Origin of the sequence: Actinokineospora alba (assembly GCF_004362515.1) — a bacterium.
Taxonomy (GTDB): domain Bacteria; phylum Actinomycetota; class Actinomycetes; order Mycobacteriales; family Pseudonocardiaceae; genus Actinokineospora; species Actinokineospora alba.
The window spans coordinates 6,378,528-6,391,687 of sequence record NZ_SNXU01000001.1 but is presented as its reverse complement, the minus strand read 5'-3'; the positions used below and the strand labels follow the sequence as shown (position 1 = coordinate 6,391,687).

The 13,160-nt window shown below is 70.5% G+C and carries 12 protein-coding genes and 1 pseudogene; 4 read left to right on the top strand and 9 right to left on the bottom strand.

Annotated features, from left to right (window positions below):
- Positions 1-25 precede the first annotated feature (25 nt).
- Positions 26-733: a hypothetical protein gene (locus tag C8E96_RS28995; protein ID WP_091377998.1), complete on the bottom strand. Its 708-nt coding sequence runs from the start codon at positions 731-733 to the stop codon at positions 26-28.
- A gap of 79 nt (positions 734-812) precedes the next feature.
- Positions 813-1,145: a hypothetical protein gene (locus C8E96_RS28990; protein WP_091378001.1), complete on the bottom strand. Its 333-nt coding sequence runs from the start codon at positions 1,143-1,145 to the stop codon at positions 813-815.
- Positions 1,146-1,333: 188 nt separating this feature from the next.
- Between C8E96_RS28990 and C8E96_RS28985 the strand changes: the two genes are divergently transcribed.
- Positions 1,334-1,999: a TetR/AcrR family transcriptional regulator gene (locus C8E96_RS28985; protein ID WP_091378003.1), complete on the top strand. Its 666-nt coding sequence runs from the start codon at positions 1,334-1,336 to the stop codon at positions 1,997-1,999.
- A 6-nt stretch (positions 2,000-2,005) separates the two neighbouring features.
- Here the strand turns inward: C8E96_RS28985 and C8E96_RS28980 are convergent, their stop codons facing one another.
- Entirely contained in the window at positions 2,006-2,584 is a 579-nt protein-coding gene (locus C8E96_RS28980) for a TetR/AcrR family transcriptional regulator (protein WP_091378007.1), read from the bottom strand.
- 86 nt (positions 2,585-2,670) lie between these two features.
- Here C8E96_RS28980 and C8E96_RS28975 point away from each other — a divergent pair, with 86 nt between their 5' ends.
- The 3 genes and pseudogenes from C8E96_RS28975 (at position 2,671) to C8E96_RS28965 (ending at position 5,901) form a co-directional block, all read left to right on the top strand.
- Entirely contained in the window at positions 2,671-3,159 is a 489-nt protein-coding gene (locus C8E96_RS28975) for a DoxX family protein (protein WP_091378011.1), read from the top strand.
- A pseudogene (locus tag C8E96_RS34695) lies at positions 3,122-3,525 on the top strand (DUF1990 family protein). The gene C8E96_RS28975 and the pseudogene C8E96_RS34695 overlap by 38 nt, the downstream one beginning before the upstream one ends.
- A gap of 204 nt (positions 3,526-3,729) precedes the next feature.
- Complete coding sequence (locus C8E96_RS28965; protein ID WP_133794848.1) at positions 3,730-5,901, top strand: CHAP domain-containing protein; 2,172 nt, start codon at positions 3,730-3,732, stop codon at positions 5,899-5,901.
- A gap of 56 nt (positions 5,902-5,957) precedes the next feature.
- Here the strand turns inward: C8E96_RS28965 and C8E96_RS28960 are convergent, their stop codons facing one another.
- The 6 genes from C8E96_RS28960 to C8E96_RS28935 all read right to left on the bottom strand — a co-directional run bounded on the left by C8E96_RS28960 (position 5,958) and on the right by C8E96_RS28935 (position 13,159).
- Positions 5,958-9,182, bottom strand: a complete 3,225-nt coding sequence (locus tag C8E96_RS28960) for a S8 family serine peptidase (RefSeq protein WP_091378021.1) — start codon at positions 9,180-9,182, stop codon at positions 5,958-5,960.
- 153 nt (positions 9,183-9,335) lie between these two features.
- On the bottom strand, positions 9,336-9,839 hold the full coding sequence (locus C8E96_RS28955) for a flavin reductase family protein (protein ID WP_091378025.1): 504 nt from the start codon (positions 9,837-9,839) through the stop codon (positions 9,336-9,338).
- Entirely contained in the window at positions 9,836-10,429 is a 594-nt protein-coding gene (locus C8E96_RS28950) for a UbiX family flavin prenyltransferase (protein WP_091378028.1), read from the bottom strand. The genes C8E96_RS28955 and C8E96_RS28950 overlap by 4 nt, the downstream gene beginning before the upstream one ends.
- Entirely contained in the window at positions 10,426-11,799 is a 1,374-nt protein-coding gene (locus tag C8E96_RS28945; protein WP_091378030.1) for a UbiD family decarboxylase, read from the bottom strand. The genes C8E96_RS28950 and C8E96_RS28945 overlap by 4 nt, the downstream gene beginning before the upstream one ends.
- Positions 11,799-12,494: an indole-3-glycerol-phosphate synthase gene (locus C8E96_RS28940; RefSeq protein WP_091378033.1), complete on the bottom strand. Its 696-nt coding sequence runs from the start codon at positions 12,492-12,494 to the stop codon at positions 11,799-11,801. The genes C8E96_RS28945 and C8E96_RS28940 overlap by 1 nt, the downstream gene beginning before the upstream one ends.
- On the bottom strand, positions 12,491-13,159 hold the full coding sequence (locus C8E96_RS28935; RefSeq protein WP_091378038.1) for a phosphoribosylanthranilate isomerase: 669 nt from the start codon (positions 13,157-13,159) through the stop codon (positions 12,491-12,493). The genes C8E96_RS28940 and C8E96_RS28935 overlap by 4 nt, the downstream gene beginning before the upstream one ends.
- Position 13,160: the final 1 nt, after the last annotated feature.

The window sequence follows — 13,160 nt, the reverse complement described above, 5'->3', positions numbered from 1 at the left end:
CACCCCCGCTTTGTTCGCGGCGGGACTAGCCGGTGATGTGGAGCGTCTGGTCGTAGGCGCCCGACCCGGCCTGCTTCTCCCCGAGCAGCTTGTAGGTGCCGGTGAGGGTGGCCGTGCTGGGGCAGCTGGTGGAGCCGCTGGTCAGCCTGAGGCCGACCGCGGCGAACGATGCCTGGGCCTGTGCGACCGAGGACACCGGGCGGTTCGCGTTGTCCGGGTTGTGGACAGAGCCGGTGACGCTGTTGTTGGCGCCGGAACCGACGAAGTTGCAGCTGATCCTCAGGCCGAGGGAGTTCGACGAGTCGACCTTGGCTGAGACGTTGTTCAGCGTGATGGTGCCGTCACGGCCGCCCGCCTGCGGCGCGTAGGTGACGTTCCCCCCGGCCCACGGCAGGTTGGTGGGGGTGATGGTGGTGCGCCCGCCCTGGTTGTTCGGGCAGGAACCGCTGGTCGAGCTGGTGTCGCTGAACGAGGCGTTCGAGGCGTTCGCGGCGGAGCCGTCGGAGTTCACCGACCCGGTCAGCGACGACCGGTTGCAGGTGGCGTTGCCCGCGGAGCTCTCGAACTTCACCGTCGCCGAGATCAGCGAGCCCTGGACGTTGCCGGAGTAGGCCGCGCCCGTCGCCGTGTCCCGGTGGATGGTGGTCCCCGCCGCCGTGGCGGTCGGGGCGATCAGGGCGAAGCTCGCGACTAAGACGAGTCCCGCGATGCCGAAGGTGGCAGACCTCTTCACAGATGTCTCCTCTCGTTTCCCGGGAAATCCCCGGGAAACAAATAGAAACATGAGTGTTTCTAGAAGTCAAAGCTCCTTTTTAGTGATCACCGGCGATGAGGAGCGGGGCTAATCGGGTGAGCCGATCGGCCAGGCGGCGGAGGTCGACCGCGGTATTCCGCAACTCCTCGTCGATGATCTGGCGGATGAGGCCGAAGACGTACTCGAGGTTGACCTCGTGTGGCGCAGTCAGGGCCGCGGTGGGGAGATGGGCGAGAGCGATCGCCGTGAGCCGCTGCCGTGCGCGCAGCGCCTGCAGGCGCAAACCGGGGTCGACGCTCGCGACCGCGTCGCACCAATACAGCCGGGCCTGCTCGGGATGCTCCTCGATCCACGTGACGAGCGAGTCGATGACGGCGCGGAAACGGTCCACGCAGCCGCCTGGGTGGTCGCCCAATCGCAGGCAGCGACCATGTAAGACCTCCGCGGCACGGGAAAAGGTTGCCGCGGGATCGGAATTTCCCTCGTTATGTGTAAGTTCTCGCATCGGCCCGCGCACCACGTTGTCGGTCGATTAGCCTGTAAACCCTCGCAGCAAAGACTGACAGGTTAACGAGGAACGTGGTCAACAAGTCACGCAAGCCGCACCAGCTGCCCCCGGGCAGGCATGGGCTGTCGGACGACTACGTGGCGACCAACCAGCGCACGCGCATCCTCGCCGCCGTCGCCGAGGCGGTCAGCGCCAACGGATACGCCAACACCACGGTGGAAACGATCATCACCGGGGCGGGGATCTCGCGCAAGACCTTCTATCAGCACTACTCGGGCAAGGAAGACGCCTTCCTCGCCGCGTTCGACAGCGCCGTCCGGCACATCAGCACGGAGGTCATCGGCGCCTACGCGGCGCACGACGACTACGTCGAAGGCGCCCGCGCCGGTCTGGAGTGCTGCCTGCGGGTGCTGGCCGCCGATCCGGCCGTGGCGGCGATGGTCATCATCGAGGTCCTGGCCGCGGGCCCGGAGGCGCTGGAGCGGCGCAGGCAGGTGCTCGGCGCGCTGACCGACCGGATCGCGCGGGCGTCGCAGGGCCTGCCGGAGACCCCGATCGGGCCGCAGCTGACGGCGGAAACCATTGTGGGAGCGGTCATCCAGGTCATCTACAACCGGGTGTACCGCGGTGAGGCCGAGCGGCTGCCCGAGCTTCTCCCGGACCTGCTCTACAGCGTCCTCGTCCCGTTCGTCGGCCACCGCCGCGCGGCGGAGGAACGGGACAAAGCGGTGTCCTGACCGGCCCTACTCCTTGGGGTCTTGCGAGAAGAGCATTCCCGCGACGGCCCGTGCCGCGGATTCCGGGTCGTCGCCGAATCCCGCGGGCAGCGCTCCGGTGAGCCAGAGGGTGGCGAACCCGTGCACGATCGACCAGGCCGCCACCTTGGCGACCTCGGCGTCCGGGCCGGTCGGGTCGGTGACGGAGCCGACCCCGCCGACGAGCAGGTCGCCCGACCGGCCACGTGCGGCCACCACGGTCGAGTCGTCGGCGTGGTAGAGGTCCGGGCGGAACATCACCTCGAAATGGGCTCGGTGTCCGACGGCGAACCGCACGTAGGCGACGCCCAATTCGACGAACTGCCCGGTGGATTGCTGCGCCTCGCGCAAGGCCTCGGCCAGGAGGTCGTAGCCCTCGGCGGCCAGTGCGGTGAGCACGCCCGCCTTGTCGCCGAAGTGGTGGCCGGGGGCGGCGTGCGAGACACCGGCTCGGCGCGCCAGGTCGCGCAGGCTGATTCCGGCCGGGCCGTGCTCGGTGATCGCCGCTGCCGCGGCGTCCAGGACGGCTCGGCGGAGGTCGCCGTGGTGGTACGCGCGGGAGGACATGGCACGAGCGTATCTAGTCATTGACAAGATGGCATTCGCGGGGCAATCTAGCCACTGTCAAGTTCCTCGTTCGGAAGGTGTCCCAGATGGTTCCGCTCGTCGCCCTGGTCGTCGTCACGCTGGTGCTCCTCGGCGTGGGAAGGCTGCGTTCCTGGCATTGGGTCGTCGCCGTGCGCGGTGGGCTGGCGGCGATGTTCACCCTCACCGGCGGCGCGCATTTCATCGGGATGCGCGAAGAGTTGATCAGCATGGTCCCGCCCGCGCTGCCCGCGCCCGGACTGCTGGTGACGATCACCGGCGTCCTCGAACTCGCCGCCGTGGTCGGCTTGCTGTGGCGCCCGACCGCGCCGTGGGCCGCGGCCGGTCTCACTGCGCTGCTGCTCGCGATGTTCCCGGCGAACGTGCACAAAGCGCTCGGCGAGAACGTGCCGTGGGACGACCAGCTGGTGCCGCGCACCCTCATGCAGGTGGTCTTCCTGGCCGCGACTGTGTCGGTTGTCCTGCATTGCCTGCGCGGCCAAGCCATGATCGCCAGTCATGACCGTCCGGTTGCTGAGTCCGCGGCGCGCCGCTGAGTTGCGCGCTCGACCGTGGACATACCCAGAGGTCGGGCAGAGTCGGGGCGATCTCCCCGTCGGCTACAAGACGTTCCGTCGCACGGCGGACTTGCCCGCGGGGACAAGCTTCGACACCGCGGCAAGCGACCTGCTGGCGTGGCGGGTTCAGCGATCGGCAGGTCTGCGGGTGACGGCGTCCGAAGCGGCCACGCGGAGTGCGGCGAGGAGGCGTTCGTCCTCGACCGGCGCGAGGACGGGGCCATCACCTTCACCGTCACCGCCTTCTCCCGCCCGGCCTCGCTCCTCGCCAAGCTCGCGGGTCCCCTCGGCGGCTTGGTCCAGAACGCGATGACGGCGCGCTACCTGCGGGCGTTCGACAAGTAGCGCGAAACCAGTCGGATATGGGCCTTGATCAGCGGCGATGATCGTCCAGCGCGGGGAGCGTGGCACAGCTCACGGCGATTTGACCGCGGCCGTCCGCCGTTCCTAGAGTCGCGCCGCTCAGTCCCGGCGCGCTGAACCGCCGCGAAGATCTCCGCCGCGGAAAGCCCGCCCGAGGGACGTTACTTGACAGGAGAACAGAGAAACGTGCAGCGATCATTCCGACCGCGCGCGCGGCGGGTGACCCTCGCCCTCGCGACGGTCGTCTGCTGTGTGGCGGGTCTGCTCGGCGGCGCGGGTCCCGCGTCGGCCGACAGCTTCGGGCCATACCCGGCGAAGGTGGCCATCGACGGCCGCGGCAGCATGAACGTCGACGACCGGGTCAAGACCGACGCCTACCTCGCCGGGCAGAACGTGTACCTGCGCTGCCAGGACGTCGGCCAGCCGGTCAACGGCAACGCTGTCTGGGGTTACACGGTCCAGAACTACTGGGTGCCCGACACCTACCTGACCACCGGCGTCAACGGCTACCTGCCCGGCATCCCGCGCTGCCGCGACATCGGCATCAGCGGCGGCAACTTCTTCGGCGACTCCGGCCCGTTCCTGGCCAAGGTCGCCATCGACGGCCGGGCCGCGATGAGCGACAGCTACCGGGTGAAGACCGACGCCTACCTGGCGGGCGACAAGATCTGGCTGCAGTGCCAGGACAGCGGTCCGTCGGTCGGCGGCAGCACCATCTGGGACTTCACCGAGCACGGCTACTGGATCCCCGACGCCTACGTCAGCACGGGCACCAGCGGCTTCGTGCCCGGTGTCCCGCGCTGCACGAACATCGGCATCAACGGCAACGTGACCACCGGCGGCGAGGGCAAGTTCCTCACCAAGACGACGCTCAACGGCTACCACGGCAAGAGCCTGTCGGCGACCAAGGTCGTCGACAAGTACCCCGGCGGCAGCTACATCACGGTCGTCTGCCAGGCCTACGGTGAGCAGAACTACGGCGGCTCGCGCATCTGGGACAAGACCAGCGACGGTCTCTGGGTGCCGGACTACTACGTCAAGACCGGTTCCTCCGGCATCATCCTGAAACGCTGCGACACCGCCGGTCCGTCCGACGGCGCCTCCAACGGCGCGGGCTTCCTGGCGAAGACGACGCTCAACGGCTACCAGGCGAAGAGCCTGTCGGCGAGCAAGGTCGTGGACAAGTACCCGGGCGGCAGCTACGTCACGATCGTCTGCCAGGCCTACGGCGAGCTGAACTACGGCGGGTCCTACGTCTGGGACCGCACCACCGACGGTCTCTGGGTCCCTGACTACTACATCCAGACCGGCGCGTCGGACATCATCCTGCAGCGCTGCGACAACGAAGGTCCGGTCGGCGGCACGTCCAGCGGCGCGGAGTCACCGCCCGCGGTCGGCTCGGTCGCCGCGGCCGAGGTGCGCAACAAGATCGTCAGCGCCGCCCAGTCCAAGGTCGGGCTCGCCGAGTGGGGCGACAACTGCAACCCCTTCGGCCTCTTCGGCGTGAAGTGCGGCGACCCGTGGTGCTCGATGTTCGCCAGTTGGACCTGGCGGATGGCCGGGATCAACACCTACTACCCCTACAGCGGCGACTTCTACTACTGGGGCAAGAACCGCGGCCAGCTGCGCAGCTTCAACCACGTCAAGCGCGGCGACGTCGTGCTCTACGGCAGCGGCGCCTCCTCCAGCCAGCACATCGGCGTCGTCGAGACCGTGCACGCCGACGGCAAGATCACCACGATCGAGGGCAACTACGGCAACAAGGTCACCCGCGTCGGCCCGTTCGACCCGGAACACCCGCAGCCGCAGCACACCTACAGCAACATCTTCGCCATCGTGGCGCCGATCAACGACGCGCTGCCCACCACGGCACCGCCCGCGAAGCGCCACCTGTACACGTTCGACTACCCCGTCACCTACGCCGACGCCGCCATCCGGCTGCCGGTGAAGGCGACCTGGGCGACCGCGTCCAAGGAGCTGCACCGCGACTTCAACGACAGCTTCCCGATCGGCGGCGCGCCCAACGCGTTCCCGGCGGAGGGACAGACGATCCCGTTGCGTGCCTGCGTCCTGGCGGTCTGCAAGGACGCGCCGTTGAAGTACTACGGCGATCCCAGCGGGTACCACTTCGACACCCTGCCGGGCCACTTCGACGGCGAGGGTTCGACGGTCGCGTTCCGGTTCTACACCGACTCCAACGGCTGGCTGCGGTTGGAGGTCAAGGGCTGGGTCACCGACCCGGACCTGCCGGACTTCCTGAACAAGGCGGGCGCGTACACCGCGTGGGTCAAGTTCGCCGCGAAGCTCGGTGACAACCTGCACACACACCAGAAGTGCGACACCAACGGCTGCGGCTGACCGGTGGACACGGCCCCGTCCTCCCGGCTTCGAGCCGGGAGGACGGGGCCGTGAACTCAGCTTGCGACGTTCTGGACGATCACGTTCCCGAAGCCGATCAGCACGGTGCTGTCCGTGCGGACCTGGACCTGCCCGAGCAACTGCCTGCCCGCGGCCGGGACCGCGTTGGCCGTCACCGTTCCCGGCACCACCCACACCGCGCCCGCCGGGCGCAGTGCGTTCGCGTCGGTGACCGAGACCGAGCCGAAGGCCGGGTTGACGAACACGTCAACGTAGTCGTACTGCGTGGTGCCCGCGGGCACCGCGAAGCCGTCGACGAGCACGACCCAGTTTCCCGCCGCCGGGTTGGCGATGGTCACCGACTCCTCGGAGTCGCCGTCCGCGGCCTGACCGGCCAGGACACAGGTCCCGGTCGTGCAGTTGAACACGAACAGGTCGAGGTCCGCCGCCGGGTCGGACGTGTTGCCGATGGTGGCTCGCAGCGAGGTCGTGCCCGCCGTGACCACCACTGCCCGTTGCTGCTGGGCGAGGTTGGCGATCGTCGGCCGGTCGATGAACGCGCTGCCCAGCGTGCTGCCGGTCGCGCGGCCGACGAAGGCGCCGAACAGGTTGGTGATCGTGTAGGACCGGTTGACCGGCACGCCGACCGTGGCCGACGCGATGACGTCCGGGTTCGGGCTGACCGACGCGCCGAGGATGGACGCGGTCAGGGTGAACGGGGTGAACTCCAGATCGGAGGTCCGCCGCGCCTCGACGGTGACCTCCCAGACGCCGGGCGTCGGGTTGGTGACCGTGCGGCTGGTCGGGTCACCGACGCAGCTGCCGCCCGGGACCACGGTCGGCGAGTAGCACGACAGGCTGGAGTTGCTGTCGATCGGCACGCCGAACGGGTGGAACCGCAGGAACCGCGCCTGACCGGTGCCCGGGGTCGCGCTCGGGCCGGTGAAGTCGACCTTGAACGCCGGCGTTCCGGGCGCCACCTCGAAGAAGTAGCTCAGCGCCTGGTTGCGTGCCACCGAGCCGGTGATGGTGTGCGAGTAGCCCGGCGCGGTGAAGTCGCGCGCGACCACGACCGTGTTCAGCGTCTGGTATTCGATCCCCGGGCTGCTCGGGTCGTCCAGGTTGAGGATCGCCGAGTGCGCGCCGAGGCTGGTCGGGTTGATCGACACGGTCAGCGTCCGCGGCTGGTTCTTCGGCAGGGAGATCGACGTGGCGCCCAGGGAGAAGGTGCCGTCGTTGCCGACCAGGGACAGGTTGTAGGTGGTCGACCCGCCCGCGCCGGAGGTCCGGTTGAACGTGTACGTGCGGGTGTAGGGCTGACCGAGGTTGACGTTCTCCCGGTCGTGGATGCCGACGCCGATGCCCGGCCGGGCAAGGAACTGCTCCAGCGCGGTGTCCACCGGGACGGCCGAGCTGATGTCGACGGTCCTGAGGTTGGCGGCCAGCATCGACCAGGCGGCGGGCACCTGGACCAGACCGTTGCCCTGCTCGTAGGCGCCGTATGCAGGGAAGAACCGGGCCGTGGAGTTCAGCGCCTTGCGCAGCTGCGCGGGCTGGTGCTGTACACCGGTCTGCTTGGCCGCGCTCACCAGCAGCGCGCCCGCGCCCGCCGCCTGCGGTGAGGCCATGGAGGTGCCGTTGAACATCGAGTAACCGGGCGGGAGCACGTGCAGGCCCGTGAGCGCCTCGCCGTCCTGCCACACCGGTGTGGTGGAGACGGCCGCGCCCGGCGCGGTGATGTTCGGCTTGAACCCGCCGTCCTCCCGCGGTCCGCGCGAGCTGAACGTGTGCTGGTTGTCGGTGCCCGGCGCGGGCGCGGTCGAGCCGTAGTTGGCCGCCCATGTCGCGTCGGTGATGGTCGTGCCGACGCTCATGACCTTGGTCGCCACCGAGGGGTCGCCGACCGTGTTCTCACCGGGGCCGCTGTTGCCCGCGGAGATGAACATCTGGACGTTCTCCTGCTCGATGAGCCGGTCATAAAGCACGGCACGGGTGTTGTTCGCGTCGTTGAGCGAGGGCAGGCCGCCGATCGACATGTTGATGACGTCGACGTTCGCCTGCTTCGCGGCGTAGATCATGCCTTCGATCAGGGCGTGCGCGGTGCAGCCGGCGACGAACAGGCAGACCCGCACCGACACCAGCTGCGCGCCGGGTGCGGCGCCGCTCATCGCGCCGCCGAACATGCCGTTGGCGGCGATGATGCCCGCCACGTGGCTGCCGTGGGCGCCGGAGACTATGCCGATGTTGACGGTCTTGGTCGCGCCGTCGGGCTGCACGACGAACGGCATGCGCTCGGCCACCGCGGTCGCCGGGTTGTCGGTGCCGAAGTAGCGCACGTCGCGGTTGACCCGGTAGTCGGTCATGACCGGCTCGTCGGTGAAGTCGCGGTCCTGGTCGACGTCGACCCGGACACCGGACGCGCCGTCCCACAGGACGCCGAACAGGCCGCTGGAGCCCGCCGGGTTGCCGTCGCGGTTGACGTCGTTGCCGACCTCGCCGCCCAGGTCGGGGTGCCGCTCGTTGAACACGCCGAAGCGGAACGCGCCCGCCGGGGCGGTGTAGGCGACGCCGCCCGCGGTGAACGCCGGGCCGGTGACCGGTGACGTCGTGACCCACGTCGGGTCGTCGTCGGTCAGCGGGTGCGTGTAGGTCACCCAGTCGACGATCTTCGGCGCGCCGGTCGTGGTGGTGGCCAGCGCGGGGTGGTCGAGGGTGATGCCGGTGTCGAGCACACCGACGGTGACCCCGCGGCCGTCCCAGGTGGCGTGCGCGGCGGTGAAGGCGTCCGCGCCCATGTCGGCGACCGGCATGTACGGGTTGGCTCGCGGCGTGCTCGAGTCCGGCGGCGGGAACGGCGTCGGGTTGGTCTGCCCCTCCGGCCGCGGGTCGTCGAGCGCGATGGTCTCGTCGAGGTCGGCGGCCTGTACCCCGCTGACCTTGGCGGCCTGCTCGGCCCGGCCGATCGGGACGGAGGCGCGCAGGTAGCCCAGGACCTGGTCGTGGTAGTCGACCCGACCGCCCAGGGCGGTGACCCGACGGCTGACGTCACCACTCGCGCCGAGGCTCGTGGCGATCAGCATGGTCACCGCGGACTTGCCGTTGACCTGCGCCTCGGCCAGCAACTGGCGGTCGTGGCGCCCCAGCCCGGAACCTGGCGGCTCACCGGCCCCACCCGGCGCGGCACCCGCCAGTCCAGGCGTTAGCGCGGCGACGACGGCGGCGGTGAGCAGGGAGGTGGCGGCCGCCCGGAACGCGGGTCGACGGCGGCGAGCTGAGTCCATTGTGGCCCCAAGGGGTGCGTCGTTCGCTGGGCGAACGGGGACCGGCGGCTCGTCGGAAGCCGCTCGCAGCATTCTCATCGCCCGTTTGCTCGCCGGTGTTTCACCCGTTCGGCGGATCTGAGCCCGAGTTTGATCGAGGTCGACACCACCAGGTCAGTCGGTGGTCGGGCCGACCTGGTGGTAGCCGCCGCGGTAGAAGATCAGCGGGGGCGTGTCGCGGTGGACCGCCAGGGACACGACTTCGGCGAGGACCAGGACGTGGTCGCCCGCCGGCTGCATGGTGAGCGAGTGGCATTCCATGGTGGCGACGGCGTCGTCGAGCAGGGCCGCGTCGGTGTGGGGGCCGAGGTGGTGGGCGATGCCGTCGAGGGTGCGGGGGCCGTGGGCGAAGTGGCGGGACAGGTCCTGCTGGTCGGCGGCCAGGACGGACACGCCCCACCGGCCGGACTCGCGCAGGGCGGTGACGAAGGGCGAGGTCGCGCCGAAGCAGACCGAGACCAGGGGCGGGTCCAGGGAGACCGAGCCGAAGCTGTTGGCGGTGCGCGCGGCCTGGCCCGTGGCGGTGGCGGTCGTGACGACCATGACCCCGGTCGGGACCCGGCCCATCACCTGCCGCAGCGTGCCGGGTTCGACGAGGAGGTGTTCGGACGCGGTCATCGTGGCTCCAAGCGGGTGCCATTCAAGCGCGCGGGTGGTCCCTGCCAGCGGACGGCCTCGGGCAGGTCCAGGTCGAACTGGTCGAGCACCCGCGCGCAGATGTGGGTGACGATGTCGTCGATGGTCTCCGGGCGGGTGTAGAACGCCGGGGTCGGTGGGGTGATCACCGCGCCCATCCGGCTCAGGGCCAGCATGTTCTCCAAGTGGATCTCCGAGAGCGGCAGCTCACGGGGCACGAGCACCAGCTTGCGCCGCTCCTTGAGCGTGACGTCCGCGGCCCGGGGGATGAGACCTTCGCCGTAGCCGCTGCGGATCGCCGCGAGGGTCTTCATGCTGCACGGGGCGATGATCATGCCGTCGGTGCGGAACGAGCCGCTGGAGATGGGGGCGGACTGGTCGCCTGGGCCGTGCACATGGTCGGCCAGCGCGTACACGTCGGCGGCGGCGAGGTCGGTCTCCATCTCCAGGGTCGCCCGGCCCCACTTGCTGAGCACCAGGTGCGTGGTGACGCCGAGGTCGCGCAGCCCCCGCAGCAGCCGCACCCCGATGGCCGTCCCGGTCGCCCCGGTGATCGCCACGACGAGCCTCATCGGGCACCCACCGGGCCGAAGCTGCGGACCACGTCGCCGCGCCGCGCGAACGGCGCCGTCGCGTCGACCCAGGTGCGGTCGCCCGCGCCGCCGCGGCCCCACTCGGGGCGCTGCGACGGGTCCATCCCCAGCGGCCGGAAGCCGGTGAACGTCGCGCAGTCCGAGCCGAGGTTGGCCCGGGTGGTGATGGCCCAGAAGACGTCCTCGGTGGAGCGGATGTCGACGTCGTCGTCGGTGAACACGATCAGCTTCAAGAACCCGTGCCCTTCGAAGATCCGCCGGGCGAGCGCGCCCAGCCTGCCGTCGTCCTCTGTGGACCGTTTGCGCACCGCGACGACGAGCAGCAGCATCCCGCCGCCGGACGGGCCGTAGTGCAGGTCGCTGATCAGGTCCGTGTCGGCCGACAGCGCCACTGACAGGGCTCCGGCGAGTCCGAGGATCACCGACTGCTCCCGGCCGGGGCCGATCACCGCCTGGAAGGTCGGGTCGCGGCGGGTGGTCACCGCCGTCACGGTCAGCACGGGCAGGCCGGTGCGGGCGTCGCCGTCGTAGCCGAGGAACTCCGGCAGCGACCCGGCGGGCGGGCCGCTGAGCGCCTCGTCGGCGGTCGTGGTGTCGAGGTAGCCCTCGATGACGATCTCGGACTCGGCCAGCACCGACGTCGGCTGGCTGACCGCGTCGGCGAGGGCGATGGGGGCGCCCGCCAACGCGCCCGCGATATCGAGCTTGCCGGTGGGGAGCAGCGCGGAACTGAGTGCCGAGGCGACCATGGCGGCGGGCGGCGCGCCGAGGTTCACCGACACGGGAAGTCGCCCGCCTGCCTGTTCGTGCAGGGCGCGCAGCGCGCGTCCGGGGATCATCCACATCGCAAGTCTGGTGCTGTCCAGCACGAGCATCCGGTGCACGGACAACGCGATGGTGTCGTGGCCCTCGGCGTAGACGAGGCCCATCGTCAGGTACGGGCCCGCGTCGCGTGGGGTGGCCCGCAGCGCGGGAAGGTCGTGCAGGGTCAAGCCCCGGACCTGCCTGCACGGCGGCTCCGCGGTCCTCGTCGGTGGCTGCGCGGCGTTCACCACGGCGCGCGCGGTCGCCGCGGTGAACGCCGGGGGCAGGCCGGGAAGCAGCCGCCGGACGCGTTCCGCGCTGCCGTAGAGGCCCAGCAGGACCGGGATCGGCGAGTCCCGCACCCGGTAGCGGACCAGCTTCTCCTCGCGCGAGACGGAGTTGGCGGGCACACCGGCGAACGTGTCGGCGTAGTGCGCGGCGATGTCCTCGCGGCTGAACTCGCACGGGGGCTCGCTCCAGTCACCCGGGGCGTGCGTGCGCACCCAGTCGACCGCGTGGCGCAGGGAAAGGCTCCGCAGTGCCATTACAAGCGCTCCTTTCGCGCGGCGGCGAGGTCCGCGAACCAGTGGGCGGGGCTGTGCGCCCGCAGCAGTCCGGTGCCGACCAGGACACCGGCGTACCCGGCGTCGATCAGCCGGGCGGCCTGCTCGGGGGTCTCGATCCCGCTCGCGCTGACCGGGCAGCGGGTGCCGCGGGCGAGGGCGGGGGAGAGCAGGCGGGTGCTGCGACCGAGATCGGCCGGGCCGCGCTCGCGGTCGCGGATGTCCTTGTTGTTCACCGCGATCACGCAGTCGGCCGCGTTCGGCACCCGCTCGATCTCGGCTTCGTCCACCACCTCGACGAACGGGGTGAGCCCGAGCGCCAGCGCGCGGCCGACCAGGGTGGCCAGGACCGCGGCGGGCAGCAGGGTCGCGGTCAGCAGCACCGCCGAGGCGCCCAGCTCCAGCGAGGCCACCAGCTGCTTGTCCCGGGTGAGGAAGTCCTTGCGCAGCACCGGAACCGGACTGAGCCGGGTGATCTCGGCGAGCATGGCGGGGTCGCCGCCGAACCACCGGCCGGTCACCACCGAGAGGCAGGCCGCGCCCGCGTCGAGGTAGGCGCGGGCGATGTCGGCGGGGGCACGGGTGCCGACGAGTTCTTCGCCCGCGGCGCTGCGGGGCTTGAGCTCGGCGATGACCGGGAACGCCCCCGTGGTGAGGGCGTTGATGAACGCGCTCATCCGGCCACCGCCCGGTCTGTCCACTCGCGACGGAGCAGCGCGATCCGGTCCCGGTCGAACCTCCCGTCGGTGCCGCGTGATCCGCTGTCCACGTCGATCCCCGCGAACCGCGGATGCCCGCTCACCGCCCGGAATTCCCCGGCACTGTCCGCCCGCAGCCCGCCCGCCAGCAGAAACGGCCGCGTCACCGCCTCAGCCACCTCCAAGACCACCGCCGGATCGAGCGACTGCCCGGTGCTGCCCAGCGCGCCATCCGTGCCGACCGCGTCCAAGAGGAACAGGTCGACACCAGCCCGTTCGTACGCGCCGATCAGCGGCGTTTCCAAGCACCGGCCGTCGCGCACATGGAGGACTTTGACCACCGTGAGCCCGGCGGCCTTGAGGGCTCGGGCGGTTCCCGGCTGCTGGTAGCCGTGTAGCTGCACCCACTCCACCCCCGCGGCGGCCGCCAGGTCGACGACCGCCGCGGAGCTGCTCAGGAACGTCACCAGCACCGGCGTCATGCCCGACGCCGATACCGCCCCGGCGAGCGAACCGAGCCGGTCGGCGGGAAGGTCCGCGTGGCCGCCCGGCACGCCGCACCACAGGCCGACGAGGTCGGCGCCGCCGTCGGCGAGCAGTGCGATGTCGGCGGTCCGGGTGGCACCGCAGATCTTCAGTCGCATC

Bases quoted from the DNA above. Each gene is read 5' to 3' on its own strand.
- C8E96_RS28980 (WP_091378007.1), bottom strand. From the start codon at position 2,584: ATGTCCTCCCGCGCGTACCACCACGGCGACCTCCGCCGAGCCGTCCTG.
- C8E96_RS28975 (WP_091378011.1), top strand. From the start codon at position 2,671: ATGGTTCCGCTCGTCGCCCTGGTCGTCGTCACGCTGGTGCTCCTCGGC.
- C8E96_RS28960 (WP_091378021.1), bottom strand. From the start codon at position 9,182: ATGGACTCAGCTCGCCGCCGTCGACCCGCGTTCCGGGCGGCCGCCACC.
- C8E96_RS28955 (WP_091378025.1), bottom strand. From the start codon at position 9,839: ATGACCGCGTCCGAACACCTCCTCGTCGAACCCGGCACGCTGCGGCAG.
- C8E96_RS28950 (WP_091378028.1), bottom strand. From the start codon at position 10,429: ATGAGGCTCGTCGTGGCGATCACCGGGGCGACCGGGACGGCCATCGGG.
- C8E96_RS28945 (WP_091378030.1), bottom strand. From the start codon at position 11,799: ATGGCACTGCGGAGCCTTTCCCTGCGCCACGCGGTCGACTGGGTGCGC.
- C8E96_RS28940 (WP_091378033.1), bottom strand. From the start codon at position 12,494: ATGAGCGCGTTCATCAACGCCCTCACCACGGGGGCGTTCCCGGTCATC.
- C8E96_RS28935 (WP_091378038.1), bottom strand. From the start codon at position 13,159: ATGCGACTGAAGATCTGCGGTGCCACCCGGACCGCCGACATCGCACTG.